This window comes from Escherichia sp. 10290, from assembly GCF_030295155.1.
GTDB classification, from domain to species: domain Bacteria; phylum Pseudomonadota; class Gammaproteobacteria; order Enterobacterales; family Enterobacteriaceae; genus Escherichia; species Escherichia coli_F.
Genome location: NZ_AP025743.1, coordinates 38,421 through 64,703 on the forward strand (window position 1 = coordinate 38,421; position 26,283 = coordinate 64,703).

Here is a 26,283-nt window from a genome sequence, read left to right on the forward strand (position 1 = left end):
GGGGTGCCCTCCCGGTGCCCTCTGTAAGAGAAGGAGTTTCGTATGTCCCGTTTTGTCCTCGGTAACTGCATCGATGTTATGGCCCGTATTCCTGATAACGCCATTGATTTCATCCTCACCGACCCGCCATATCTCGTCGGTTTCCGTGACCGTTCCGGGCGCACCATCGCCGGCGATAAAACCGATGAGTGGCTGCAACCGGCCTGTAATGAAATGTTCCGCGTGCTGAAAAAAGACGCGTTAATGGTGAGCTTCTACGGCTGGAACCGCGTCGATCGCTTTATGGCCGCCTGGAAAAATGCGGGATTCAGCGTTGTTGGTCACCTGGTCTTCACCAAAAACTACACATCGAAGGCCGCATATGTGGGCTATCGCCACGAATGCGCCTACATCCTGGCAAAAGGCCGTCCACGTCTGCCACAAAACCCGCTGCCGGACGTGCTGGGCTGGAAATATTCGGGCAATCGCCATCACCCGACGGAAAAGCCCATTACCAGCCTGCAACCGCTGATTGAGAGCTTCACACACCCGAACGCAATTGTGCTGGACCCGTTTGCAGGCAGCGGCTCAACCTGCGTCGCCGCCCTCCAGTCCGGACGCCGGTATATCGGTATCGAGCTGCTTGAGCAGTATCACCGTGCCGGGCAGCAACGCCTTGCCGCCGTGCAACGGGCCATGCAGCAGGGGGCCGCGAATGATGACTGGTTTATGCCGGAGGCTGCGTAAATGAACTATGCAGGACACGAAAAACTGCGCGCCGAAGTGGCGGAGGTGGCCAATGCCATGTGCGACCTGCGTACAACCATGAATGAGATGGAGCAGCGGTACAGCTTTAATGCCGACACCCTGCCGGAACGTCTGGTGCGTCAGACGCTGTTTCGCGCAAACCGCCTCCTGATGGAGGCATATACCGAAATTCTGGAACTGGATGCGTGCTTTAAAGATTGAGAAGGAGACGAGAATGTACGGAACATGCGAAACGCTATGCCGGGAGCTGGCAGTAAAGTATCCGGGAGACATGCCGCTGATGCTGGTTATCTGGTCCCCGGAAGAGATTCAGGCCCTCGCTGACGGAATGGATATTTCCCTGTCCGATCATGAAATCAGGACCGTCCTGGCGCGCCTGGAGGACATCCCGGAAGACCAGCGAATTGAGTCCGGTATTTCTTCCGCCGCGGCGATGGAGATTATCAGCAACGTGAGCGAAAACCGCCAGGTGACCGTTCCGGCTGAACTGCTGGCGTCCCTGATTCAGACCGCTGAACAGGCATTGTGGAAACGTGAATGGGCCGCCCGGGATCATGGCCTCGCCGTCCCGGAATGCGTCACCCGCCGTCAGGCGGTGGTTAATCAGGCCCGCACCCTGCTGAAAAACAACACACGCGAAAACGACTGATGTTATCGCCGCCTGCGGGCGGCGATTCAGGGAGACCATGAATCATGAACGAAACGCTGAATGCACTGATTTGTCGTCACGCCCGCAACCTGCTGCTGGCGCAGGGCTGGCCGGAAGAGACGGATGTTGACCAGCGTAACCCGAAGTATCCGGGCTGGATCAGCATTTATGTTCTGCTGGATGCGCCCCGGCTGGCGACCTTACTCGTTAACCGCCACGATGGCGTACTGCCGCCGCTCCTGGCCTCCGCCATTCAGAAACTGACCGGAACCGGAGCGGAACTTGTTCTGTCCGGCAGTCAGTGGCAGTCGCTGCCGGTACTTCCGGCAGACGGAACGCAGGTGTCTTTCCCGTATGCCGGTGAGTGGCTGGCAGAGGACGAAATCAGGGTAGTTCTTGATGCGGTGCGCGATGCAGTATGCAGTGTCAGTTGCCGGGTGGCAGAAGATGCGCGGCGTATCCGGGCGGCGCTGACCACAACCGGTCAGACGTTACTGACCCGCCAGACGCGCCGCTTTCGCCTGGTCGTGAAGGAAAGCGATCACCCCTGCTGGCTCGATGAGGACGACGAAAACCTGCCCGTGGTGCTTGACGCCATCCTGAACCGGGGCGCACGTTTTTCGGCGGTGGAAATGTATCTGGTCAGCGATTGTATTGAACATATCCTGTCCAGTGGGCTGGCCTGCGATGTGCTGCGTATACCTGATGAACCGCCCCGCCGGTGGTTTGACCGTGGTGTTCTGCGGGAAGTTGTCCGGGAAGCCCGGGCCGAAATCCGCAGCATGGCGGATGCCCTGGCAAAAATCAGGGGCTGATGATGGCGGGGAAAATCCCCGCTTTTTTCTGCCGGTCCCCGGACAGAGCACAAAGGAAGTCGCCGCCGGCTCCGCTTTACCCGGCCATGCAGGCATGGCCTTGTGGGTTTTCAGTTATGTGGCCACCGTGTCGTGTGCGGGCTGTGCCGTGCCTCCATCTTAGCCGGGCTGGCGGGGATGCAAGGGTAAAATGAACGCTGCGGTCACCCGGTCCCTCCTTCCCGTCTGCCGTGATTTTCCGGTCGTTCACCCGCTCAGGTTTCGCGGTCTCACCCTCCAACTCCCGCCAGCCGTGTGCGTCAGGCTGCGGCTTCCCTTGCGCCCTGTGCATCCCCGCCTTATCGCCCGGCTTTTATGGAGGCACGGCACCGCCCGGTGTCGCGGAATATGTGAACAACGGAGGAAAACATCATGCAATATGCGAAACCTGTCACTCTGAATGTTGAAGAGTGCGACCGTCTCTCCTTTCTGCCTTACCTGTTTGGCCTGGATTTTCTGTATGCCGAGGCATCTGTGTACGCGCTGGCGAAAAAAATGATGCCGGAATATGAAGGCGGATTCTGGCACTTCATCCGCCTGCCGGACGGTGGCGGTTACATGATGCCGGATGGCGACCGTTTTCATCTGGTCAACGGTGAAAACTGGTTTGACCGTACGGTCAGCGCCGATGCCGCAGGCATCATTGTGACTTCCCTTGTGATTAACCGTCAGTTGTGGCTGTACCACGACAGCGGTGATGCAGGACTGACTCACCTGTACAGGATGCGCGATGCGCAGTTGTGGAGCCACATCGAATTTCACCCCGAATGTAACGCGATTTACGCGGCGCTGGACTGATTAACGGACGGGGCGGCAATGCCGCCCCTGTAAAGGAGATGAGAACATGTACTGCACTGTTAAAGAAATTATCCGCGAAGTGCTGGATACAGACGTGCCGGACAGTGAATGCGTTTTTGCCGTGGTGCTGACCCGTGGGGATGTGCGCCACATAGCCCAGGACTGGAACCTGTCAGACGATGAGCTGGAAACCGTCATGCAGCGGCTGGACGATGCCTTTGAATATGGTGCGGATGTCAGCATTGTTCACGACGTTGTTCGTGAGCTGATGGAAGAAAAGCGTGCCAGCCGTCAGGTGACAGTCCCGGCGGTGATGCTGGAAAAAGTGTTGGCGCTGGCAGGCAGTGAAATGAAGCGCCTGTATGCCGTCGGGAGTGAGAACGGGGGCGACGGTGACGTATTCGTCAGGGAAGAACGCGAAGCAATGGACGTTGTGTTACAGGCGCTGGACGGGGAGTACATGTCATGAATATCAGCACAGAAACCCGCGAAATTCTGCGCAATTACAAAGCCGTGATTAATGCGCGGCGTCGTGAAATGGGGCAGAAACCGCTTACCACCGCGCAGATTGTTGATGAAATCTGCGATTTTGTGGTGAATCAGCAGGCTGTTTTCCTCGGCGGTCACTACATCTTACAGGGCAGCAGAAACAGGTGATACAGGGGCAGGCGGTGGAGGCCGCCTGTCAGCCCGCGCGAAAACCCCTGGCAGGCTGACGCCTGCCGGAAATGCGGGGTGCAGCGCCTGCGGCGCTGCCGGCCCGGCTTTCCGGTCAGAAGGTAGTGTATGGCTGTATGCAGGGAACAGGTGTGATATTCCGTGACACTGTCACCGTTTCTGGCTGTCTTTTATTGCGCCCACTTCGGCTCCCGGCTGCCTGGCGGCATCCGGTCGTCAGGCCCGACTCCGACAGGCAGCTGCTGGCGCACCCGCCAGTCTCCGCCGAACCCGCTGGCGCGGTTTCGGGCTGCCGCTACGGTCCGATGCGTGAAAACCCGGCTTGCAGCGACCGTTCCGGTCGCGCCGCCCCTGTCGCGCCGTGACCTGCGCTCCCTGCACACCTGACGGTGTGTGAGGAAACTGCGCCTGATGGCGCAGCAGTCTTCCCTCCTGCCGCCACCCCTGCGGCCTGTTTCCCGCTGTGGACTTTCCGGGGGGCAGACGTAACCCCCTCCCGTTCCATCTGTCCAGGGTGAGATGCACCGGCCACAAAATTTTTAGCCATGAACCCGGCTAAAAATTTTGCGTCCGCCCCCGGACAGCTGTCCCGTGAGGCGGTAAACGGGCCCCCATCGGAAAGGTCCACTGCGGGGAGAAACCCCTGTGAAGTGGACGGCAGGAGGAGCTTTCGCTCCTCTGAAGGGGCACATGAACGTCCCGTCTCCGGTATCCGGTTTATCTCACATCTTTCAGTCAGGAGGTTCTTATGAGTGCACGTGGTATCAACAAGGTCATCCTCGTCGGGCGTCTGGGCAATGATCCTGAAGTCCGTTACATCCCCAACGGGGGCGCAGTGGCAAACCTGCAGGTGGCCACATCAGAAAGCTGGCGTGACAAACAGACGGGGGAGATGCGGGAGCAGACGGAATGGCACCGCGTGGTGCTGTTCGGCAAGCTCGCGGAAGTGGCAGGTGAATATCTGCGCAAGGGTGCGCAGGTCTACATCGAAGGTCAGCTTCGCACCCGTAGCTGGGAAGATAACGGTATCACCCGTTACGTCACTGAAATTCTTGTTAAGACCACGGGCACCATGCAGATGCTGGGGAGTGCACCACAGCAGAACGCTCAGGCGCAACCGAAGCCTCAGCAGAATGGGCAGCCACAGAGTGCTGACGCGACGAAAAAAGGTGGCGCGAAAACGAAAGGCCGTGGACGTAAGGCCGCGCAGCCCGAGCCTCAGCCGCAACCGCCGGAGGGGGAGGATTACGGGTTTTCAGACGATATCCCGTTCTGACTGGCCTGACTGTGATAACCGCCCCGCCCTGCGCGGGGCATCACCGGAGATATGAGGATGAGCGAATATTTCAGAATACTTCAGGGGCTGCCTGACGGCTCCTTTACCCGCGAACAGGCGGAAGCCGTTGCCGCACAGTACCGGAATGTCTTTATCGAGGATGATCAGGGAACGCATTTTCGCCTGGTTGTCCGTCAGGATGGCACGTTGATCTGGCGCTCCTGGAATTTTGAGGACGGTGCCGGGTACTGGATGAACCGGTACATCAGGGATTTCGGGATTCTTAAGTAAGAGAGGTGCCGGACGCGCGAACGTCCGGCAGGACATAAGCAATTATAAGGGGATGATTATGCCTGTAACGAAGTGTGAACCAGAAACCACCCGCAAAGCAAGCCGTAAATCTGTAAAAACTCAGGAAACCGTCCTGTCTGCCCTGCTGGCGCAGACGGCGGAAGTGAGCGTGCCGCTGGCCTCACTGATTAAGTCACCGTTGAATGTGCGCACGGTGCCGTATTCTGCGGAGTCCGTCAGCGAGCTGGCGGACTCCATTAAAGGTGTCGGCCTGTTACAGAATCTGGTTGTTCATGCCCTGCCAGGTGACCGCCACGGTGTCGCCGCAGGTGGTCGCCGACTGGCAGCACTCAACATGCTGGCAGAGCGCAACATCCTTCCGGCGGACTGGCCTGTCCGTGTGAAGGTCATTCCGCAGGAACTGGCGACTGCCGCATCAATGACTGAAAACGGTCATCGTCGGGATATGCACCCTGCCGAACAGATTGCCGGATTCCGCGCAATGGCGCAGGAAGGCAAAACACCTGCACAAATCGGTGATTTGCTGGGCTATTCACCCCGCCACGTTCAGCGAATGCTGAAACTGGCTGACCTTGCGCCTGTCATCCTCGATGCGCTGGCAGAAGACCGCATCACCACAGAGCACTGTCAGGCGCTGGCGCTGGAGAACGACACCGCGCGTCAGGTGCAGGTGTTTGAAGCTGCCTGTCAGTCGGGATGGGGCGGAAAACCGGAAGTACAGACCATTCGTCGTCTGGTGACCGAAAGTGAAGTGGCGGTGGCGGGGAACACTAAATTCCGCTTCGTGGGGGCTGATGCCTTCTCGCCAGATGAACTGCGCACTGATTTGTTCAGCGACGATGAGGGTGGCTATGTGGACTGTGTTGCGCTCGATGCCGCCCTGCTGGAAAAACTCCAGGCTGTTGCAGAGTACCTTCGGGAAGCCGAGGGCTGGGGATGGTGTGCCGGACGCATGGAGGCCGTTGGTGAGTGCCGTGAAGATGCCCGGGCATACCGCAACCTGCCGCAGCCGGAAGCAGTGCTGACGGAGGCGGAAGAAGAACGCCTGAACGAACTGATGGCACGTTACGACGCACTGGAAAACCAGTGTGAGGAATCTGACCTGCTGGAAGCAGAAATGAAGCTGATGCGCTGCATGGCGAAGGTCAGAGCGTGGACGCCGGAGATGCGTGCCGGAAGCGGTGTGGTGGTGTCCTGGCGTTATGGCAACGTGTGTGTCCAGCGTGGTGTGCAGTTGCGCAGTGAGGATGACGTGGCTGACGACGCTGACCGCACGGAACAGATGCAGGAGAAAGCGTCAGTGGAGGAAATCAGTCTGCCACTGCTGACGAAAATGTCTTCCGAACGCACGCTGGCAGTCCAGGCGGCACTCATGCAGCAACCGGACAAATCTCTGGCACTGCTGGCATGGACGCTCTGCCTGAATGTGTTTGGCAGCGGAGCGTACAGTAAACCAGCACAAATCAGCCTGGAATGTAAACATTATTCGCTGACCAGCGATGCGCCGTCAGGGAAGGAAGGTGCCGCGTTCATGGCGATGATGGCAGAAAAAGCCCGTCTTGCGGCCCTGTTACCGGAGGGATGGTCACGGGACATGACGACGTTCCTGTCACTCAGTCAGGAGGTGCTGTTATCCCTGCTCAGTTTCTGCACCGCGTGCAGCATCCACGGCGTTCAGACCCGCGAGTGTGGTCACACGTCACGCAGCCCGCTGGACACGCTGGAGAGCGCCATCGGTTTTCACATGCGCGACTGGTGGCAGCCGACAAAAGCAAACTTCTTCGGACACCTGAAAAAGCCGCAGGTTATCGCAGCCCTGAATGAGGCAGGACTGTCCGGTGCCGCACGGGACGCGGAGAAGATGAAGAAAGGTGATGCGGCTGAACATGCAGAGCACCATATGAAAGACAACCGCTGGGTGCCTGGCTGGATGTGTGCACCACATCCACAGACAGATGCCACTGAACGCACCGATAACCTGGCTGATGCCGCCTGATGAACAACCACACCGCCCCGCCGGAGACGGGGCGGCAGCAAGGGAGATACCGTGATGAAAACTGAACTGACCCTGAATGCCCTGCAGTCCATGAACGCACAGGAATATGAAGATATCCGTGCTGCGGGAAGCGATATGCGCCGTAATCTCACTCACGAGGTGATGCGTGAAGTGGACGCACCGGCTAACTGGATGATGAATGGCGAGTATGGCAGTGAGTTCGGGGGCTTTTTCCCCGTCCAGGTTCGTTTCACGCCAGCCCACGAACGTTTCCACCTGGCATTATGTTCGCCGGGAGACGTCTCTCAGCTCTGGATGCTGGTTCTGGTGAATTGTGGTGGACAGCCTTTCGCCGTCGTTCAGGTGCAACATATCTTCACGCCTGTCGCTATCAGTCACACGCTGGCGCTTGCCGCGACACTTGATGCGCAGGGGTACAGTGTTAACGATATCATCCATATCCTGATGGCAGAAGGAGGTCAGGCATGAGCGCACGTTCACGGGCACTGATCCCCCTCAGCGCAGAGCAACAGGCCGCCATGCAGGCTGTGGCTGTCACCGAACAACGTCGTCGTCAGGGACGCACACTTTCAGCATGGCCTTATGCCAGCGCTTTCTTTCGCTGCCTGAATGGCAGTCGCCGGATTTCGCTGACCGATCTCCGCTTTTTTGCTCCTGCGCTGACGAAGGAGGAATTTCATGGCAACCGTCTCCTGTGGCTGGCTGCCGTGGATAAACTGATTGAAAGTTTTGGTGAAGTCTGTGTTCTTCCCCTGCCATCCGATGCGGGGCATCGTCTGTTCCCGTCCGTTCCTTTTCGTGAAGGTGAGCGGCGTCGTCAGAAAACCACGCTGACAGAGCAGAAATACAGCCGCCAGCGGGAACGTGAGGCAGAACGACGGGAACTGGAATACCAGACATGTTTTGCTCAGGCGCAGATTGACCTTGCGTTTCATACTCCCTCCACGGTCGGAAGCTGGTTGTCCCGCTGGTCTGGTGTTGTTGAGGAGCATGATCTGGAAACGATTTTCTGGGGGTGGTGCGGGCGTTTTCCATCACTGTCATCATTTGACCGGTTTTTCTGGCAGGAGGAACCACTCTGGCGGCTGATTTTTGAAGCTGGTGAGGCCGGTCGTGGTGCACCGGTACAGGTACGTGCACTTGAGCAGTGGATGATCCCGAACAAGCTGGAGAACGCAATATGATGAAATCAGACGAACAATATCAGGTTCCCGTGTGGATGCGACCTCTGTTGCCGTTGCTCTGCAATACCGGTGGTAATGATCCGGAGGAACTGCTGAATGATACAGAAACCACCGCCAGTGCGAATATTGTCCGTTATGTACTGATAGTTGCAGTGCGGTCGCAGATTGATCTGCTGCAGCTACTGTACAGGAAAGGACTGTTGCGCACAGAGATACCAGGTGGCTTTTCACCGGAAGAAGCGCAGGAACTCCTGGATAATCTGGTGCGCAGCCATATCAGCAAGGCGCTGTCGGGTGAGCGAATGGCAGCCCGTGACAGAAATGCCGATCTGACCTGGATTCGCCAGCAACTGGTCGATGCCGCCTGGTTTGTCCGTGCCACACTGGAAGCGCATGGGATGGGCGTCGGAAATGAGAGTCCCTCTGCTCCGCCGGAGACAATGCCGGACATACAGACACGGGAACTGGTTATGTTGATCAAGCGACTGGCATCATCGCTGAAAGCGGTGAAACCCGACAGTAGCGTGGTGCGTGAAGCGCAGGACTGGCTGTGCGACAGAAAACTTGTGGATATCACAGATATTCTCCGGTGAACCAGACATGTATATTTTACGCAGGGACACGCCGATCATGATCGTTTCATATCAGGGGTGGTCTGGAGGTCATGCGGCGTGTCCTCTGCACTCGCCGGAATAAGGAAGTCGCCGGCGGCTCCGCTTTTACCCGGCCATGCGGGGCATGGCCTTGTGGGTTTTCAGCTCTGTGGCCTCAGCGTCGTGTGCGGGCTGTGCCGTGCCTCCATCTTAGCCGGGCTGGCAGGGATGCAAGGGTACGCTTCGCCGCTGCGGTCACCCGGTCCCTCCTTCCCGTCTGCCGTGATTTTCCGGTCGTTCACCCGCTCAGATTTCGCGGTCTCACCCTCCAACTCCCGCCAGCCGTGTGCGTCAGGCTGCGGCTTCCCTTGCGCCCTGTGCATCCCCGCCTTATCGCCCGGCTAAGATGGAGGCACGGCACCGCCCGGTGCCGCAGAACATGTGACTATGGAGGATTCGGGAATGTCTGTTGTTGCACCTGCTGTATACGTTGGAACCTGGCACAAATACAACTGTGGAAGCATCGCCGGACGCTGGTTTGACCTGACCACGTTTGATGATGAGCGCGACTTTTTCGCCGCCTGCCGTGCTCTTCACCAGGATGAAGCCGATCCTGAACTGATGTTTCAGGATTATGAGGGATTCCCGGGGAATATGGCCTCTGAATGCCATATCAACTGGGCCTGGGTTGAAGGCTTCCGCCAGGCACGGGATGAAGGCTGCGAAGAGGCTTATCGTCTCTGGGTGGAGGATACCGGTGAGACGGATTTTGACACCTTCCGCGATGCCTGGTGGGGCGAGGCTGACAGTGAGGAGGCTTTTGCGGTTGAGTTCGCCAGTGATACCGGCCTGCTGGCTGACGTGCCGGAGACGGTGGCGCTCTATTTTGACTATGAGGCGTATGCGCGGGATTTATTCCTGGACTCCTTCACCTTTATTGACGGTCATGTGTTCCGTCGGTGATTTACTCCCCCGCTCCGGCGGGGGTATGGCCTGCCAGGCCGCCGGAAAACCCTGGCAGGCTTACGCCTGCCTGAAATGCAGGAGGGCCGCGCCTGCGGCGCTGCCCTTCCTGCCCGTCATGGTGTGAGGCATTTTTCTGTTATGTCGTTTCTGTTGTTCTGATTTCCGGAGGCGGGGACACCTTCGGCTCCCGGCTGCCTGGCGGCATCCGGTCGTCAGGCCCGACTCCGACAGGCAGCTGCTGGCGCACCCGCCAGTCTCCGCCGAACCCGCTGGCGCGGTTTCGGGCTGCCGCTACGGTCCGATGTCTGAAAAACCAGGCTTGCAGCGACCGTTCCGGTCGCGCCGCCCCTGTCGCGCCGGAAACGGCGCTCCCTGCACACCTGACGGTGTGTAAGGCCACTGCGCCTGATGGCGCAGTCAACCCTTCCGCCGCCACCCCTGCGGCCTGTTTCCCGCTGTGGACTTTCCGGGGGCTGGAGTAACCACATCCCGTTTCAGCCGTCCAGGGGAAGATATACCGTCCACAAAATTTTTAGCCATAAACCCGGCAAAAAATTTTGCGTCCGCCCCCGGACAACTGCCCCGTGCCGTGGCTGTCGCTGCCCCATCGGAAAGGTCCACTGCGGGGAGAAACCCCGAAGAAGTGGACGGCAGAAGGGGCTTTCGCCCCTCCGGGGGAGCAACCGGTCGGCCCGGCGACCTGATTCAGCAGAAGGAGACGTTTTCATGACAGTCAGCAGCACGATTTCCGTTTTTTGCCGCGACGGGGTGTTCCGTACCGTTTACTGCCACCTGCACGGTGAGCCGACCTGGAACGGTCGCATCCTGCATACCCACTATGCCACCGGTCAGCTGGCCGAAGCCCTGGTTGAACACGGAGATATCCGTTGCCTCGGTCCCCGTTGCGACAAACCCGCCGGGCATACGCTTCAGAACCCGGTGGACGGTGTGACGGCTTATTACGGACGTGACAGTGGTTTCCGGATGGACAGTGAAGCGCGTGAGTACCGCTCTTTCAGGGAGGCTATTGCCACTGAAAGCACAGAAGAGGTGCGCTTCCATTATGTGTTCATCGACGGCTACTGGAAGGTGATGTACCGCACGCCGGAAGGCTGGAAGATGAAAGCGCTCGCGCTGGCACTGCGTCGCTGTCCGGAATGAAAAAAAGCAGGGCGATAAACCCTGCCTTTCTCTGCCGGCGCTTCCCCGTACGGAAGTCCGGCATCTCATTCACGAACTATGGAGATTATGCCATGAGACCATCAATTATCTTTGCAACGGCTGAATATGTAAAGCGTCTGCGTGAAGAGTGCCTGCGGGAGAACAAACCCCTGCACCGCCATACCCGCTTCAGACGCCAGGAACTGGCACCGGATGAGATTAACCCGGACGTCCTGGCGATGGGCGGTCATATCGCCAGACGCTGCAGTGAGCGGAAGCGGGTGCGTATCCCCGCCATGAAAGTCAGCGAGTGGGGGCACCTGCTCCGTGCGCTTGAAATTGAACGGGTCTGCCACTGATTACCCCCTGCCGTCTGTCTGTGCAGGTGGCAGGATATGTTCAGGTACTTTACCAGGAGGAACCGTGAGCAAGATGAAAAACATCATGACGTCTATGTCGCATGGTACCGGATTCCTCCTGTTCCATAAAAAAACAGAGAAGGGAAACAGGTTTTCTTTCATTCAGGGCCCGGACGGGCAGGAGATAAAAATGAAGTCTTGTTTTGACACTGACAAAGATTTTCAGATGTCATCTGATGAAGTCACTTTCAATGCTGACAGCGTTCGCTCAAAACTGGAACTATTATCCGAAGAACTAATGCACCGTTGTGGTCTTGTTTATGAGCTATATCAGCGACGTTTGAGTGCTGCTATTGATAATTTTGTGTCTACATTGCCGACAGAACAACATCTGCTGGTCCTGGAACTGGCCCGTGAGGAGTTTGATTACCTTTCCGCTGAAGAGATTGCAGAAGAAATACGCCGTGACGCAGAACGTGGCTATTGTTGTCACGGCTTTGATCGCAATTGCTGTCCTCTTGGTTGTGGGGATTTGGACGATGATTGCTGCGATGCTGCTGATTTGATGGAGGAACCGTGAGTAAGAAGAAAAACACCACAACGCCCACGCCGCATGATGCCGCGTTCCGGTCGTTCCTGGCGAACCCCGACGTCGCCAGAGATTTTCTGGAACTGCATCTTCCGGCGGAGTACCGGCAGTTGTGCGACCTGTCCACGCTGAAGCTGGAACCCGCCACCTTTGTTGAGCCGGACCTGCATCAGTACGCCAGCGATATCCTCTGGAGTGTGAAAACCACCGGGGGTGAAGACGGCTATGTTTATACGCTCATCGAGCACCAGAGCACCGAAAATCTGTACATGCCTTTCCGCATGTTACGTTACAGTGTGGCGGCGATGCAGAGACATCTGGAGCAGTACAAAACATTGCCACTGGTGATTCCGGTGCTGTTCTATCATGGTGAGCGCAGCCCGTACCCGTACAGCATGAACTGGCTGGACTGTTTTGAGAATCCGGCGCTTGCGGCTAAAATATACACAAAGCCGTTTCCGCTGGTTGATATCACTGTCGTTGATGACAATGAAATCATGAACCATCGCCGGATGGCCGCACTGACGCTGCTGATGAAGCATATCCGCCATCGTGACATGATGGAGCTGCTGGACAAACTCCCGCAGGTCATGGTGGAAATTTCAGACGAGCAGGTGCGTGTTCTGATTCATTACATCGTTAACGCAGGGGACTCTGTATCACCGGAATTTATGCGGGCGCTGGCTGAGCGTCTGCCGCAGCATGAGGATAAACTGATGACTATCGCAGAACGTCTTGAGCAAAAAGGTCGCCAGGAAGGCAGGATGGAAGGACGCATGGAAGGACGCATGGAAGGAGCGCTTGAAAAAGCCCTGGCTATTGCGTGCCAGCTTCAGAAAATGGGGATGACGCCGGAGCAGATTAAGCAGGCTACCGGACTTTCCGATGACGAACTGAAGAAAATCACTCACTGATGAGAACCACAAAGCCCGGCAAAATCCCGGGCTTTTTTGTCAGCAGGAGCAGAGCAAACAGCATGACGATTGCAGAACGTCTTATTCAAAAAGGCGCACTTGAAGTGGCGCGGGAAATAGCCTGCCGGCTTTGGAATATGGGCTGGACGCCGGAACGGATTCAGGAGGCAACCGGACTTTCCGGTGAAGAACTGAAAAAACTGTTTCCTGATGAGCAGTAGCCTGACATTCAGCCAGGCTGTGAATCACGCTCACACATCCTCTGCCGTTTCCCCCAGTTCATTTTCCAGACGCCTGATGATATCTGCCTTACGCATCCCCTGCATGTGAGGCAGCAGGTCACGGACTGAAAGAGCCTGGGTGGTCCTCCAGACGGTGACGTCCACCTGTTCCGCATTTTCCCAGGCGTGCCATGTTCTCTGCGTCACGCCAAATTCTCTGGCCGCTTTTTCGCGTGACCAGAGCATGCTTTTTCGCCAGATTCGCAGTTCCCAGCCGGTCATAAAATACCTTTGAAAAAGTGAAAAAACTTCATTTTATTTTATCACCATAATCACCAAATCAGCGCGATAAATAAGTGTGAAAAAGTGAAGAAATTTCACTTTTTTTAGTTATAGATGTCGTGCGGTTTTCTCTGTTTTCACCTGTGCGGGAGTGGTGCGCCAGTGACCACGACATGCCATTGTTGTGCCGTCGTTTTTCTTCAGTCGCGCCGTGACCTGCGCTCCCTGCACACCTGACGGTGTGTGAGGAAACTGCGCCTGATGGCGCAGCAGTCTTCCCTCCTGCCGCCACCCCTGCGGCCTGTTTCCCGCTGTGGACTTTCCGGGGGGCAGACGTAACCCCCTCCCGTTCCATCTGTCCAGGGTGAGATGCACCGGCCACAAAATTTTTAGCCATGAACCCGGCTAAAAATTTTGCGTCCGCCCCCGGACAGCTGTCCCGTGAGGCGGTAAACGGGCCCCCATCGGAAAGGTCCACTGCGGGGAAATCCCCGAAGACCCGGACGGCAGAAGGAGCTTCGCTCCTCCGGGAAATGACCGGGCTGACCCGGCAGCCGTGATGATGAGGAGACAATGTGATGAATCAGACTTTACCCACTGCTGACCTGAATACTGCCGGCACGACAGATGTTATTCCGTCTGTGGCTATCGACCGTATCATCGCGCAGCGTAACGAAGGTATTGCACTGTTCATGCAGGCGATGGAATGCCTGGCGACAGCGCGCAGGATTCTGCTTGATGCGTCAGGTGATATTTTTCTTTACGGTTTTGAAGACTGCGTGACCGACTCCGTTCGGTGCATGGATAAACCGGAAGAAGCGAAAAGGAATATCACCCGTCTTGCCGACCGTAAAATCTGGGACCGCCTGATGACGGATACGGGGATGTACACCTTCATGAGTTCATGTCAGCGTGATGAGTGGAACAGCCAGCTGATGAGAGACACCTGTCCTGAAATCACCCTGGACAATGTACTGGCAACATTCCGCCATCTGAATGCCAGCAAGATGCAGACATTTGAACAGGGACTGATTGATGTCTGGCGGAAATTGTCATGGGATTACAGAACCAATAATCCCTGCCGTCTGGGCAAGAAAATCATCATTGAAAACCTGCTGTACCGCTGGAGTAACGGGCGTGTGACGCTGGACTGCAGCGGACGGGAGGCACTGGATGACCTGGTACGTCCGTTTTATCTGCTGGAGGGGCGCAACGTTCCTGACTTCCGGAGCAGCATCGGTGCGCAGTATGGTGAATTTCTCGGGAACGGAGACAATGTCGGTAAGCTGTTAGAAGGGGAATATTTTACGGTGCGTGGCTACCAGAAAGGAACCGTACACATTGTCTTTAAGCGTCCTGACCTTGTTGAAAAACTGAATGATATTATTGCACGGCATTATCCTGGTGCATTGCCGCCACGAGTCTGATTAAACAGAAAAGCCCTGGTATTTATGCCGGGGCTTTTTCTCTGTAATCATCATAATCTCAGAATACGATGTGACATTGTCACATCAATTGTTGTTCATATCGATGCCATCATTCCTGCCTGAATCTGTCTTTTTAGGTGCTGTTTTAGAGGAAGAACGGCGGGATGGTTTTTTCGATTCTGCTTCCCGAATAATGTCACGAAGTGCCTTCTCTCCTACTTCATACCCTGCATTTTTGAGCGTGTCACGAACATCTGCCAGTGTATAACCCTTTGTCCTTACCAGGACAATAATGTCATCACGAATGGCATCAAGAAAATCACGCAATGTTTTCCGTTGAGCGGTGAGGTCCGGCAATTCTGATAAAGCAGCTTTTGCCAGCTGGATGTCATCATCTGAGTAAAATTTTTTAGAAGCCATTGGCACTTTCTCTCCGTTTCATGTTGAAGTCTGATTTTATCATCAAAAACTGACTCCTGGCAGGGCTGCGCCCTGCCTCTGCCGTCTGCATAAGACTATGATGCACAAAAATAACAGGCTATAATGGCCTGAAAAACGGGACAGGATGTGGGAATGTCGGACCGCGCACGCGCACTCAGACATTCCCCACCTGGTCAGGGCTTTGCCCCGACACCCCGGTAAGGAGCAGACCATGAGTGAGAAGAAAACCCGAACGGGCAGTGAGAACAGGAAGAGAATTGTAAAATTCACGGCGAGATTCACGGAGGATGAGGCTGAAATCGTAAGAGAAAAAGCGGAGTCAAGTGGACAGACGGTTTCAACATTTATACGAAGCTCTTCACTGGATAAGGTGGTTAACTGCCGTACTGACGACCGTATGATTGATGAGATTATGCGTCTTGGCCGCCTTCAGAAGCATCTGTTTGTGGAGGGAAAACGCACTGGTGATAAGGAGTATGCAGAGGTTCTTGTTGCCATTACTGAATATGTCAATGCTCTGCGAAGAGACTTAATGGGACGCTGAGATAACTGCTGATGAATGCCATTATTCCGCACAAAAGACGTGACGGCAGGTCTTCCTTTGAAGACCTGATTGCGTACACGTCTGTGCGGGATGATGTGCAGGAAAATGAGCTCACAGAAGACAGCGAAATCAAGAGTGATGTCCCTCACCGCAACCGTTTCAGACGGCTTGTTGATTATGCAACACGCCTGCGTAACGAAAAATTTGTCTCCCTGATTGATGTGATGAAAGACGGCAGTCAGTGGGTAAATTTCTATGGCGTAACCTGTTTCCATAACTGCAATTCACTGGAAACAGCTGCTGAAGAGATGCAGTACAAGGCGGACAAAGCTGTTTTTTCCCGTAATGATACAGACCCCGTTTTCCACTACATTCTTTCCTGGCCTGCGCATGAAAGCCCGCGTCCTGAGCAGCTTTTTGACTGTGTGCGTCACACACTGAAATCTCTTGAACTCTCAAAACATCAGTACGTGGCTGCCGTTCATACGGACACGGATAATCTGCATGTGCATGTTGCCGTGAATCGTGTACATCCTGAAACTGGTTATATTAACTGGCTTTCCTGGAGCCAGGAAAAACTCAGCCGTGCATGTCGTGAACTTGAACTTAAGCACGGATTCGCGCCGGATAATGGCTGCTTTGTGCATGCACCCGGCAACCGTATTGTGCGCAAAACAGCACTGGTACGTGAGCGCCGTAATGCCTGGCGACGCGGGAAAAAGCAGACGTTCAGGGAATATATTGCGCAGATGTCGATTGCCGGGCTGCGTGAAGAACCCGCACAAGACTGGTTGTCTTTGCATAAACGGCTGGCCAGTGATGGTCTGTATATCACGATGCAGGAAGGGGAACTGGTGGTGAAGGATGGCTGGGACAGAGCGCGGGAAGGTGTTGCACTCAGTTCGTTCGGACCGTCATGGACAGCTGAAAAACTGGGGCGGAAACTGGGGGAATATCAGCCTGTACCGACAGATATTTTCAGTCAGGTGGGGACACCCGGTCGTTATGATCCGGAAGCCATAAACGTTGATATCCGGCCGGAAAAAGTGGCAGAAACGGAGAGTCTGAAACAGTACGCCTGCCGTCATTTTGCCGAACGCTTACCGGAAATGGCGAGAAATGGTGAGCTGGAAAGTTGCCTGGATGTGCACAGAACTCTGGCAAAGGCTGGATTATGGATGGGGATCCAGCACGGGCATCTGGTACTGCATGATGGATTTGATAAACAACAGACACCAGTACGTGCAGACAGTGTGTGGCCGTTAATGACGCTGGATTATATGCAGGATCTGGATGGTGGATGGCAGCCTGTACCGAAGGATATTTTTACTCAGGTTATACCCGGAGAACGATTCCGGGGACGTAATCTTGGTACTCAGGCTGTCAGTGATTACGAATGGTATCGTATGCGGATGGGGACAGGTCCACAGGGAGCAATAAAGCGCGAACTGTTTTCTGATAAGGAAAGTCTGTGGGGGTACACGACTGTTCAGTGTGAGTCGTTGATTGAAGATATGATCGCGGGCGGGAATTTCAGCTGGCAGGCGTGCCATGAGATGTTTGCGCGTAAAGGGCTTATGTTGCAGAAACAGCATCATGGTCTTGTGATTGTGGATGCGTTTAATCATGAGCTCACACCAGTGAAGGCCAGCAGTATCCACCCGGATTTGACGTTATCCAGGGCTGAGCCGCAGGCAGGGCCATTTGAGATTGCAGGTGCAGATATATTTGAACGGGTGAAGCCTGAATGTCGCTACAATCCGGAACTTGCTGCCAGCGATGAAGTGGAGCCCGGCTTCCGGCGCGATCCTGTACTGCGTCGTGAACGCCGTGAAGCCCGTGCAGCTGCGCGGGAAGATTTGCGCGCGCGTTATCTTGTATGGAAGGAGCACTGGCGTAAACCCGACTTACGTTACGGAGAACGGTTACGGGAAATTCATGCTGCCTGCCGTCGGCGCAAGGCGTATATCCGTGTGCAGTTCCGGGATCCACAATTGCGTAAGCTGCATTACCATATTGCGGAAGTGCAGCGTATGCAGGCGCTGATCAGGCTGAAGGAGAGTGTGAAGGAAGAGCGGTTGTCACTGATTGCGGAGGGTAAGTGGTATCCTTTGTCCTACCGGCAGTGGGTGGAGCAACAGGCGGTACAGGGAGACAGAGCTGCATTATCACAGTTACGTGGCTGGGATTATCGTGATCGTCGCAAAGACAAGCGACGAACAACGAATGCCGACCGCTGCGTGATTCTCTGTGAACCGGGAGGAACTCCACTTTATGAAGACACTGGCGTTCTCGAAGCCCGTCTGCAGAAAGATGGCAGTGTGCGTTTTCGTGATCGGAGGAATGGCGAGTTAGTCTGTGTGGATTATGGGGACCGTGTGGTGTTCTACCATCATCAGGACAGAAATGAACTGGTGGATAAGCTGAATCTGATTGCTCCTGTATTGTTTGATCGTGAGCCAGGAATGGGTTTTGAACCGGAAGGCTCATATCAACAGTTTAATGATGTATTTGCGGAAATGGTGGCCTGGCATAATGCAGCTGGAATAACCGGAAATGGACACTTTGTAATCAGCCGCCCGGATGTGGATTTACATCGTCAGCGTAGTGAACAGTACTACCACGAATATATCAGGCAACAGAAAAGCATATCCGGGGGGCATGGCGCATCTTATGCTCCAGTTCAGGATAATGAGTGGACGCCACCATCACCTGGAATGTAGGGATGAGGAGTGGATATTAAAAATCTTAACTTGTATTAGTTAAGATTTTCTTTGCTCTGACAGAGCTATGGTACTGAGATCTATATGGATTGAGGAGCAATATATGGGGGTAAAGAAAATCGTTATGCTGGCTATTTTAGTCAGCTTTGTGGCGGGATGTGCGCCATTACATCCTTCAAATTGCCATAAAACTACAGCCCTGGGTAGTTGCAGTTCAGGACGTTGGGATGATCAGGATGAATGGGGGGAGCAGGCACGGGGAATCAGGGATGCAATTAATGCTAAACTTGATGATCCGCAAAAATGGAAAAGGAAAAAATGCAGGTTGCATATGGAATTCTCCCGGGATGGCACGGCGTTAAAAATATCAACCAGTAATGGCGATAAAGCCTATTGCGAAGCGATAAAGTCAGCAGCCCATAAAGCTAAATTCCCGGCCTTCAACAATCCGGAAGTTTATAGAGATTTTCAAAAATCCGGCTTTGACATGCGCGGTTAGCTCCACGACATATCTGTAGGGCTAACAGAAGACTGTCAGGTTGGCTGATTACTACACTGGAACCTGAGGTACTTTGCCTCAGGTTATGTTGACATACTCAAAAATAGATTCTTACATTATCCCGGTAACGGCGTCCTTCATCGGCCTGCCAGTTACCATCAATGGTATTGGTACCCTCGTTCTTTCTGTCTGTGATGTTAATAAGGGCAAAATTAATCAGCATGTCTGGCAGGATCTGGGAATTCATATCAATATCCATAGAAGTGAATCTATTAAGAACGTGGGGAACCCTGGCACCATTTTTTGTGCTGCCCATATTTGTTTTCATGTATAATTCATAATCAAAGCGTTCATCCTGATTTAGCTTAACTGAGTAAAATCAGTAGATTATGATTTTATCAGTGTTGTGACTTTATTTATTATGGGGAGCTTACCCAGTATTTCGAAATTATCGGGAGAACACTTGTACCATCTGTTTGAGCCTGCAAGTATTTCTCTGTCCCATCGTCTGACCCTCTCCCCGTTTCTGAGTATGCATATCATATAGTTTTCGGGCACCATCAGTATCCGGGCTGCCAGAAGACTATTTTTAAACGTCAGGGAAGTGATATTGATATCTTCTCCGGAATTTTTACGATAAATAACAGACCATGAGTTTGTTTCCGGGCTACTAATACACATTTATTGTACCTCTGATGATGGATTGAAATCCTGAATCCTCCGCTTACTATGGTGAGCGGAGGAGATTAATAATCGCGTAAAGGTTGTTATTAAGGTTGTTATTAAAATCAGCCATACAGGTGTTATCAGAATCTTTTTTTACGACTCTCTTGTTTTCCACCTGATGGTGTCTGAGCGACATTTTTTTTATGGGGCGGGGATGCAGTTAGATCCGGTACAGGTAACAGCATCTCCAGGGGGAGCAGAGTATTCAGAATCGCCTTCACTGAAGGTATATCTTCAGGACCGGAGTGTTCCTCTTCAGGACGATTCAGTGTGATATAACATACCCGGCGTTCTTCCCTGGTTGTGTTATTGATAGTGTGCACAGCCTTTTTCCACAGTTCGTTTGCCCGGGATTCGATATCTGTATCATATTGCGGAAGCAGATCCAGTGATGTCTGCGCTGTTGCCAACCGGCGCTGGAATGTATCAATGATACGGTAAGGCTCTGTACGGTTTTTACGACGTTTACGGGATGGTTTTGCTGTCAGTACACCGATGATGCTGCTGACATGCTCCGGTGTGGGGAGCCTGCGCTGCACTGTCCTGGGGACGAGACGGCGGAGACGCTCCAGCCGGGGGGCTTCAACGGAAATATAGCGGTTGATGACCACCGGATCACTGTCGCAACTTTTCTCGCTGTCCGGAATATACACAGAGGCTGACGGCACCACATCCCCCTGGAAAACGGTAAAGAATTCACCGGCATTCAGTCTGATCAAATCCTGCACGTCGATTTTGCTTTCCATCTGGATGGTGATCTGGTTACCGTCCACCCAGGACTCACCCATCACACCATCGTGGCGCAGCAGGCTGCCCATTCTGGCCCGAGCCTCTTCACCGGCGGCATTTTTCACCGTTCTTGCCGTTTTGTCGTCACTGACAATGCGTCCGGCGAATTTGGTGCCGGCGTTCTGCATCAGTGTGGCGGTGTTGGTGGCGGAGGTCTGCCCTTCAATTCGCTCCTGATCCTGCGCCATCATTATCAGGGAAAACTCCAGTGAACGTACCTGGGTGGCCTCCACAGCAATGCGGTCTGTGTAGTAGGCACCGACTTCGTCAAGGATACAGATATAGGGGAAGCTGCCTTTGTATTTTTTGACTTCCAGGGTCTGTGCATCTGTGCCTTCCAGGCGGTAGCCCAGGTCACGGGCGAGGATCATGCTCTGCTGGGTGACGAACATACGACCGAGTGCCGACGTGGTATGGGCCGATGTGTCCAGTGCAGGGATCATCACAATCAGAATGCGGTCGCTGTGAATACTGTCGCGAATATCGATGTCGCCGGCATCTGCCGCAAAGACGTCCCCGAAGGTTTCGGCAAAGGTTGTGAACGTTTCCGAGAACTGACCGGAGAGATAAGCATGCTGTTTACGGGGCTCCTCAGTCCATGCTGACGGCGTTCTCACCAGTGACATATCGAATCCCGGAACGTCCTGCAGGTAATTTCTCAGTGGTGCGATGGCTTCTTCCGGCCACTGGTCATCAAGCCCACGGCAATAGAGTTTTGCCATACCTTCCAGCGTCATATGCTCCCGTAACATCTGCAGGGACATGGTTTTTCTTTCCCGGACGCACCAGAATTTTGTGCCAAAGACCAGGGCTTTGTTCATGGCTATCGCCCGTGACTGCCATTCTCCCCCCTGAACGTTCTGGGGAAGCATGGACTGCATGGTTTCGGCGGTGAAGGCTTCTGTGCTGAATGCGAACGGGTTCCAGGTGTTTGACTGTGGGCGGGATTTTTCGCCGCTCTGAATGATTTCACTGCGGGATTTTCCGCCGTTCATGAAGTTGATGACCTCGATATCATCCTCCCGGCCAAAACGTCGGGAGAGATACCAGATTGTCCTCGTGGTATCGTTCTGTGCCTTTCCGTCAACAAAGGTAAAGCCTCTTCCCCAGCTGAGCGGGTTGAGCAGCCAGGCAAAGGTGGTTTCTGTTTTACCGCCACCGGTGGTGGCAAAAAACATGACATGCCGGGTGAGGTCATCCATGCTCAGCCAGAGCTCACGACCGATATCATTGATACGGCGGTAACCGACATAAAAAATCCCCCGTGCGGGGGATGTTTCATCTGCTTCATACTGAAACAGGGTGGGCCAGAAGCTGAAGAGGCTTCGCCTGACCTTTCTGTCCTGGGAGGGGTCATCAAGGCTGAGCGTCATGGGCATACGCAGGGGGCATCGCCAGCGTTGCAGCGTGAATATCACGGAGGTGACCAGGGTGAACAGCAGACAGACAGGAAGGGCCAGTGGCCATATCAGGGCCGTAATGATACTGCCGGCCAGACACAGACCAATGATGTTCAGGTTGTGCAGTGCATTCCACAGCGGGTTTCCCCAGGCCGTGCGGTGTATGAGGTCAGGATTAACGTGATGCTGGCTCATTGTGATTATCCTCGGTATCTGTGGCTTTCAGGAACAGGCTGACGGTAGTGGCGTCTTTCAGGATGCCGGACGGCAGGTGCCAGCCGGTATCGGATAACACCCATGGGGTACCGCCAAAACCGAACTGGCGGAAAGCCTGGTTATTGACATCGATGGCAGCACGAGCAGCGGTCAGACACTTTTCATCCGGTGCAGCCGGTGCATCGCCGGTGGGTGCCATACCACCGTCTGCGGAATACAGCTGATGCCATCCGGTCGCCCGTTTTTGTGCGTCCGGTTCACACAGCAGTGGCGCAGTCCGGTTTGTGCTGGCCTCTCCGCCGATTACGGAGACCGGATAAATCACCACGCTGAATTCCCGGGCCAGTTGCTTAAGCGCGGGCTCCAGAAGACGGCAGTTGATGCATGCGGGGTCAAGGAAGGCGTAGAGTGTGCGTTCATGACCAGTGGAGAGATTAATGGTGAACATACCCCGGTCCGCGTTGCGTTTAAGTACAGTGGCCAGATTACGGCGGGCTTCAGCGACCAGAGTCTTTTTGTCTGCTGTTATCGCCGGGGTAGCGGATGTCTCCTGCATTTCCTGTGGTGCCGGGTGAACGATTTCATTTTTCGTCTCTGACGGGGCTACTGACCGGACAATTTCCTTGTCGATGTGTAATGGTGCTGTTTCTGTTACGGATTCTGTGACAGGTACCCTGAGAGGGGAATCGCTGTCCGGTTTCAGTAAAATATATCCGGCTGTTACCGCTGTCAGAAGTGCCAGCACTAATCCTGCACCGTATATCAGCCCTCTCATGAAGCTGGTTTTCCGGGCAGGAAGTTCTGCATATGCCGCGCTCAGACAGCTGTCAATCGCGGAGAGCATTCTGCCGATGTGATGTCCGGGACGTTCAGTATCAACGGTATCAACAAGCAGTGTTTCGGTTATTTCACGAAAAGGGGTGCTGAAGGACAGGTGCATCAGCCTGTTATTACGGTTAATCAGTGCGCCCAGTTCTGTAACCGGCAGGATGGCAATAACCTCCTGACCACCGTCAGGGTACAGGGCGGTCAGGGACAGGTGTTTATTGTTCAGTGTTGCAGTGTAGCGGATGGTCATTGTGCTTTTTCCTTGTCGGCGGGATGCCGGGTTTCAGTGGTTTCAGTGGTTTCAGTGGTTTCGGTGGTTTCACCAGTATCTGAGCCTTCATCGTTATCATGGCGGCGTGGTATCACGTCATCCGTGAGTGACCAGCGGGTCCTTATCTGACGTCTGCGATCGCGGTCTGGCTGAGGTTCGTCCCATATCAACCCCAGTCTCAGCATGTCCTGCCGCAGCCCTTCAATGGCTTCTTCCACACAGGGTTCCGGGCAGGGCAGGCCGAGACGACACGCTTCATTTTCTGCCCGGGCAACGGCCACCACGCCGGCCCCTTCGATGAAGCCTTTTGTGGTGTTTGCCCGGTGAAGGGCATAGAAGAGCGTCCGGTCAACGCCCTTGAGCCACAGCCAGTTCGGAGGCGTCAGGCGCAAATCATGTGCGTAAAGCCAGACCAGACCGCTGCGAACGTAACGGTGCTGCCTGAGCCACTTTTGTGCGCCTTCTGTTTTGATGACCCGGATAAAGGCGTTTCTGGCCAGTGAATACACCGGCGTGCTGAAACGCCCCTGGTCCCGTTTACTTTTGAGCCTGCAGGAGAGATTGAGGTTGTTCATCAGGGCTACCGCTGCTTTCCGGTCACCGAGGAAGAACTGCAGGCCAAAGATGGCAAAGAGCGCTTTTTCATGTGGGGCCATGTCTTTCCAGCTGGTCAGTGGTTGCCCCAGTTGCGCCATGAAGCACTGGCGTGTGGACGCAACATCGAGCTGCATGTTGCGGATAAGGTTGTTCTGCTCCACAAAGGCTTCGGGGGTTAGTGCGACACGGCGCTCGGGACGTTTTTGTCCGTGGAAGAGTCTGTTGTTGTCTCCATCAGCCAGAACGGGGGCGATCGCCGGTGACAGAGCTGAAAAAATATGGGGCAGTGTGTGGATATTCAGTGGCCTGCGGGTAAAACGGGGCTGGGCCGGATGGTGAAACCACATCCACAGAAAGCCGAATGTCATGGGAAGCAGAATCAACCAGAGGATCCCCACTGTCCGGGACATAACATCCAGCCACTGGCTGAAAGTGATGGTTGCCGCGTTGTTAGCAGTGATGGCCAGCAGGTTGTAACGGGGGGCGGCAAAGTTGTGAAAGGGCCCCCAGTCAATCATGCCCCACAGTGTGTGCAGGATCAGGCAGGAGGCGAAGACGATTTCAGGTAAAAAGCGCCAGATGATAATCGCAAAGAGCAGGCATATGGCACCGACGATATACCATATAGCCATTGGATCTTCGGCGGCAGACGTCTGTTGGTAAGACACGGGGATTCCTCCATCGATAAATAGATAAATTTCGGGATGAGGCTGAGTGGAATTAATGCGAACAATCGCCGGTAATGACCGGGCAGGGATGAAATAACCAGGGTATTTTCACAGGAACAGCAGAAGGCAGTGAGAGACAGGCACAAAAAAACCGACTGGTGAGGTCGGTTTTTTTGCGATTCCGGGGCGGAGTTGGTGACTCTGACCGAAAGGGAAATCACTCTACATCTAACACCATCATAGTAGGCTGCGCTTCTCTTTTTTGCAATCAGAAAAATGACTATAATCGCTCCGTTAGCTCTGTCTGGTGATGCTTCTGCCGTGATCTCCAATGGGACGATGAACGCGAGATTTTAAGTCCTGGCTGATCGAACAGGTGGTGCTGTGTTCAGTGCTCTGGCTGGAGAGAAATCACTTTACATCTAACAATGAAAGAGCTGTTGTGACAGGCAATGTAAGAGGTAACCGGCTCATTTAAACCGTCTGGTCTGTTTCCTCCGGCTCTACAAAAATAATGTCCATCATTTTTAATGGACACTATCGTATGAAACACCGGACCTGGATCACTGAAGCTTTACGTCTTCACTTTGAAGAACATTTACCCCGGGTTGTGGCCGGGCGTCGCCTGGGTGTACCAAAATCAACAGTTTGTAGTATGTTCGTGCGCTTTCGGAGAGCTGGCCTTTCGTGGCCTTTGCCCGCAGGCATGTCGGAGCAGGAACTTGATGCCTGCCTTTACGGACAATTTTCCACGGTACCAGTCGTACGTCCTGAAAGCACCGTTATATCCGAAGCCCCCGTGGTAAAAAAACGTCCCCGGCGGCCCAACTTCCCTTATGAGTTTAAAATCGCCTTAGTGGAGCAGTCACTGCAGCCCGGAGCCTGTGTGGCGCAGATCGCCCGGGAAAACGGAATCAACGATAACCTGCTCTTCAACTGGCGCCATCAATACCGGAAAGGTGGCCTGCTGCCTTCCGGAAAAAATATGCCGGCACTGCTTCCCGTGACGTTAACGCCGGAGCCGGATAATAAAATCCCGGCCCCCGCACAGGAACCAGAGCAGATAAATACACCGTCCGACAGTCTGTGTTGTGAGCTGGTTCTGCCGGCCGGAACTCTCAGGCTTAAAGGTAAACTGACGCCGGCGTTATTACAGACACTTATCCGCGAAATAAAAGGGAGCAGCCACTGATGATATCTCTCCCTGCAGGTTCGCGTATCTGGCTGGTTGCAGGTATCACCGATATGCGAAATGGCTTTAACGGCCTGGCATCAAAAGTTCAGAACGTCCTGAAGGATGACCCGTTCTCCGGACACCTGTTCATCTTCCGCGGACGTCGGGGTGACCAGATAAAAGTGTTGTGGGCTGACAGTGACGGACTGTGCCTCTTCACCAAACGCCTGGAGCGGGGCCGCTTCGTCTGGCCAGTCACCCGTGACGGCAAGGTGCACCTTACTCCGGCTCAGTTATCCATGCTTCTTGAAGGTATCAACTGGAAGCACCCGAAACGAACGGAACGCGCTGGAATCCGCATATAACCCGTTGTAAAGTGA

31 protein-coding genes and 2 pseudogenes are annotated in these 26,283 nt (G+C 54.5%); 26 read left to right on the forward strand and 7 right to left on the reverse strand.

The annotated features are described in order from the left end of the window. Positions 1–42 precede the first annotated feature (42 nt). From QUE74_RS28850 to QUE74_RS28945, 20 genes are all read left to right on the forward strand, one after another. A complete protein-coding gene (locus QUE74_RS28850; protein WP_023352049.1) occupies positions 43–726 on the forward strand; it encodes a DNA methylase in 684 nt (227 codons plus the stop codon). Beyond that, positions 727–948 (forward strand): YubE family protein, encoded by a 222-nt coding sequence (locus QUE74_RS28855; protein ID WP_001104879.1) that lies wholly within the window; start codon positions 727–729, stop codon positions 946–948. Between the two features lie 13 nt (positions 949–961). Continuing rightward, the gene (locus QUE74_RS28860) at positions 962–1,396 is read left to right on the forward strand and encodes a DUF1380 family protein (protein WP_097427763.1); all 435 of its coding nucleotides are present in this window, start codon (positions 962–964) and stop codon (positions 1,394–1,396) included. A 44-nt stretch (positions 1,397–1,440) separates the two neighbouring features. Next, positions 1,441–2,211, forward strand: coding sequence for a YubG family protein (locus tag QUE74_RS28865; RefSeq protein ID WP_137463357.1), 771 nt, complete (start codon positions 1,441–1,443; stop codon positions 2,209–2,211). Between the two features lie 411 nt (positions 2,212–2,622). Beyond that, on the forward strand, positions 2,623–3,048 hold the full coding sequence (locus QUE74_RS28870; protein ID WP_001482475.1) for an antirestriction protein: 426 nt from the start codon (positions 2,623–2,625) through the stop codon (positions 3,046–3,048). Between the two features lie 46 nt (positions 3,049–3,094). Continuing rightward, entirely contained in the window at positions 3,095–3,517 is a 423-nt protein-coding gene (locus tag QUE74_RS28875) for a hypothetical protein (protein ID WP_286332281.1), read from the forward strand. Beyond that, positions 3,514–3,705, forward strand: a complete 192-nt coding sequence (locus QUE74_RS28880; protein ID WP_001027500.1) for a hypothetical protein — start codon at positions 3,514–3,516, stop codon at positions 3,703–3,705. Before QUE74_RS28875 ends, QUE74_RS28880 begins: the two co-directional genes overlap by 4 nt. Positions 3,706–3,776: 71 nt before the next feature. Then, the gene (locus QUE74_RS28885) at positions 3,777–4,091 is read left to right on the forward strand and encodes a hypothetical protein (RefSeq protein ID WP_001434357.1); all 315 of its coding nucleotides are present in this window, start codon (positions 3,777–3,779) and stop codon (positions 4,089–4,091) included. A 383-nt stretch (positions 4,092–4,474) separates the two neighbouring features. Then, the gene (locus QUE74_RS28890) at positions 4,475–5,002 is read left to right on the forward strand and encodes a single-stranded DNA-binding protein (RefSeq protein WP_001276114.1); all 528 of its coding nucleotides are present in this window, start codon (positions 4,475–4,477) and stop codon (positions 5,000–5,002) included. 57 nt (positions 5,003–5,059) lie between these two features. Further along, positions 5,060–5,293, forward strand: a complete 234-nt coding sequence (locus tag QUE74_RS28895) for a DUF905 domain-containing protein (RefSeq protein WP_000006025.1) — start codon at positions 5,060–5,062, stop codon at positions 5,291–5,293. A gap of 58 nt (positions 5,294–5,351) precedes the next feature. Further along, the gene (locus tag QUE74_RS28900) at positions 5,352–7,310 is read left to right on the forward strand and encodes a ParB/RepB/Spo0J family partition protein (protein ID WP_100031421.1); all 1,959 of its coding nucleotides are present in this window, start codon (positions 5,352–5,354) and stop codon (positions 7,308–7,310) included. A 54-nt stretch (positions 7,311–7,364) separates the two neighbouring features. Next, on the forward strand, positions 7,365–7,799 hold the full coding sequence (gene psiB, locus QUE74_RS28905; RefSeq protein WP_000845897.1) for a conjugation system SOS inhibitor PsiB: 435 nt from the start codon (positions 7,365–7,367) through the stop codon (positions 7,797–7,799). After that, complete coding sequence (locus QUE74_RS28910; protein ID WP_001276263.1) at positions 7,796–8,515, forward strand: plasmid SOS inhibition protein A; 720 nt, start codon at positions 7,796–7,798, stop codon at positions 8,513–8,515. The genes psiB and QUE74_RS28910 overlap by 4 nt, the downstream gene beginning before the upstream one ends. Continuing rightward, positions 8,512–9,108 carry a hypothetical protein gene (locus QUE74_RS28915; RefSeq protein WP_000978012.1) on the forward strand — a complete coding sequence of 199 codons (597 nt, stop codon included), beginning with the start codon at positions 8,512–8,514 and terminating at the stop codon, positions 9,106–9,108. The genes QUE74_RS28910 and QUE74_RS28915 overlap by 4 nt, the downstream gene beginning before the upstream one ends. Positions 9,109–9,570: 462 nt before the next feature. Next, positions 9,571–10,071 carry an antirestriction protein ArdA gene (locus QUE74_RS28920; protein WP_000117622.1) on the forward strand — a complete coding sequence of 167 codons (501 nt, stop codon included), beginning with the start codon at positions 9,571–9,573 and terminating at the stop codon, positions 10,069–10,071. A gap of 729 nt (positions 10,072–10,800) precedes the next feature. Next, positions 10,801–11,235, forward strand: a complete 435-nt coding sequence (locus tag QUE74_RS28925; protein WP_000218850.1) for a hypothetical protein — start codon at positions 10,801–10,803, stop codon at positions 11,233–11,235. Positions 11,236–11,327: 92 nt separating this feature from the next. Further along, positions 11,328–11,594 carry a hypothetical protein gene (locus QUE74_RS28930; RefSeq protein WP_001247861.1) on the forward strand — a complete coding sequence of 89 codons (267 nt, stop codon included), beginning with the start codon at positions 11,328–11,330 and terminating at the stop codon, positions 11,592–11,594. A gap of 190 nt (positions 11,595–11,784) precedes the next feature. Next, entirely contained in the window at positions 11,785–12,174 is a 390-nt protein-coding gene (locus QUE74_RS28935) for a hypothetical protein (RefSeq protein ID WP_001317525.1), read from the forward strand. Continuing rightward, positions 12,171–13,097: an Rpn family recombination-promoting nuclease/putative transposase gene (locus QUE74_RS28940; protein WP_000038345.1), complete on the forward strand. Its 927-nt coding sequence runs from the start codon at positions 12,171–12,173 to the stop codon at positions 13,095–13,097. The genes QUE74_RS28935 and QUE74_RS28940 overlap by 4 nt, the downstream gene beginning before the upstream one ends. Then, on the forward strand, positions 13,097–13,318 hold the full coding sequence (locus QUE74_RS28945; protein ID WP_009453089.1) for a hypothetical protein: 222 nt from the start codon (positions 13,097–13,099) through the stop codon (positions 13,316–13,318). The genes QUE74_RS28940 and QUE74_RS28945 overlap by 1 nt, the downstream gene beginning before the upstream one ends. Before the next feature lie 30 nt (positions 13,319–13,348). On the opposite strand, the gene QUE74_RS28950 is transcribed toward QUE74_RS28945, so the two are convergent. Continuing rightward, the gene (locus tag QUE74_RS28950; RefSeq protein WP_000148285.1) at positions 13,349–13,600 is read right to left on the reverse strand and encodes a helix-turn-helix domain-containing protein; all 252 of its coding nucleotides are present in this window, start codon (positions 13,598–13,600) and stop codon (positions 13,349–13,351) included. 33 nt (positions 13,601–13,633) lie between these two features. Continuing rightward, positions 13,634–13,831 (reverse strand): annotated as a pseudogene (locus tag QUE74_RS29760) (hypothetical protein). Between the two features lie 347 nt (positions 13,832–14,178). On the opposite strand from QUE74_RS29760, the gene QUE74_RS28955 reads away from it, so the two are divergent. Continuing rightward, positions 14,179–15,027 carry a DUF4942 domain-containing protein gene (locus QUE74_RS28955; protein ID WP_001077046.1) on the forward strand — a complete coding sequence of 283 codons (849 nt, stop codon included), beginning with the start codon at positions 14,179–14,181 and terminating at the stop codon, positions 15,025–15,027. Between the two features lie 84 nt (positions 15,028–15,111). On the opposite strand, the gene QUE74_RS28960 is transcribed toward QUE74_RS28955, so the two are convergent. Continuing rightward, on the reverse strand, positions 15,112–15,447 hold the full coding sequence (locus QUE74_RS28960) for a hypothetical protein (RefSeq protein ID WP_000157096.1): 336 nt from the start codon (positions 15,445–15,447) through the stop codon (positions 15,112–15,114). A 232-nt stretch (positions 15,448–15,679) separates the two neighbouring features. Between QUE74_RS28960 and mobA the strand changes: the two genes are divergently transcribed. The 3 genes from mobA to QUE74_RS28975 all read left to right on the forward strand — a co-directional run bounded on the left by mobA (position 15,680) and on the right by QUE74_RS28975 (position 19,234). Beyond that, positions 15,680–16,012 carry a plasmid mobilization protein MobA gene (mobA, locus tag QUE74_RS28965; protein WP_001291058.1) on the forward strand — a complete coding sequence of 111 codons (333 nt, stop codon included), beginning with the start codon at positions 15,680–15,682 and terminating at the stop codon, positions 16,010–16,012. Between the two features lie 11 nt (positions 16,013–16,023). Continuing rightward, positions 16,024–18,735: a relaxase/mobilization nuclease domain-containing protein gene (locus tag QUE74_RS28970; RefSeq protein ID WP_000991386.1), complete on the forward strand. Its 2,712-nt coding sequence runs from the start codon at positions 16,024–16,026 to the stop codon at positions 18,733–18,735. 67 nt (positions 18,736–18,802) lie between these two features. Continuing rightward, a complete protein-coding gene (locus tag QUE74_RS28975; protein WP_001335086.1) occupies positions 18,803–19,234 on the forward strand; it encodes a cell envelope integrity TolA C-terminal domain-containing protein in 432 nt (143 codons plus the stop codon). Positions 19,235–19,331: 97 nt separating this feature from the next. Here the strand turns inward: QUE74_RS28975 and QUE74_RS28980 are convergent, their stop codons facing one another. From QUE74_RS28980 to trbA, 4 genes and pseudogenes are all read right to left on the reverse strand, one after another. Continuing rightward, the gene (locus QUE74_RS28980; RefSeq protein ID WP_032072127.1) at positions 19,332–19,562 is read right to left on the reverse strand and encodes a hypothetical protein; all 231 of its coding nucleotides are present in this window, start codon (positions 19,560–19,562) and stop codon (positions 19,332–19,334) included. A gap of 478 nt (positions 19,563–20,040) precedes the next feature. Continuing rightward, positions 20,041–22,344: an F-type conjugative transfer protein TrbC gene (gene trbC / locus QUE74_RS28985; RefSeq protein ID WP_286332282.1), complete on the reverse strand. Its 2,304-nt coding sequence runs from the start codon at positions 22,342–22,344 to the stop codon at positions 20,041–20,043. Further along, positions 22,325–22,867: pseudogene (locus tag QUE74_RS29765) on the reverse strand (DsbC family protein); the annotation flags it as partial. The gene trbC and the pseudogene QUE74_RS29765, both read right to left, overlap by 20 nt. Positions 22,868–23,439: 572 nt before the next feature. Next, complete coding sequence (gene trbA / locus QUE74_RS28995) at positions 23,440–24,729, reverse strand: IncI1-type conjugal transfer protein TrbA (protein WP_000121923.1); 1,290 nt, start codon at positions 24,727–24,729, stop codon at positions 23,440–23,442. Between the two features lie 514 nt (positions 24,730–25,243). Between trbA and tnpA the strand changes: the two genes are divergently transcribed. After that, the gene (tnpA, locus tag QUE74_RS29000) at positions 25,244–25,921 is read left to right on the forward strand and encodes an IS66-like element accessory protein TnpA (RefSeq protein ID WP_001339397.1); all 678 of its coding nucleotides are present in this window, start codon (positions 25,244–25,246) and stop codon (positions 25,919–25,921) included. Next, positions 25,921–26,268, forward strand: a complete 348-nt coding sequence (gene tnpB, locus QUE74_RS29005; RefSeq protein ID WP_000624622.1) for an IS66 family insertion sequence element accessory protein TnpB — start codon at positions 25,921–25,923, stop codon at positions 26,266–26,268. The genes tnpA and tnpB overlap by 1 nt, the downstream gene beginning before the upstream one ends. The last annotated feature ends 15 nt before the right edge of the window (positions 26,269–26,283 follow it).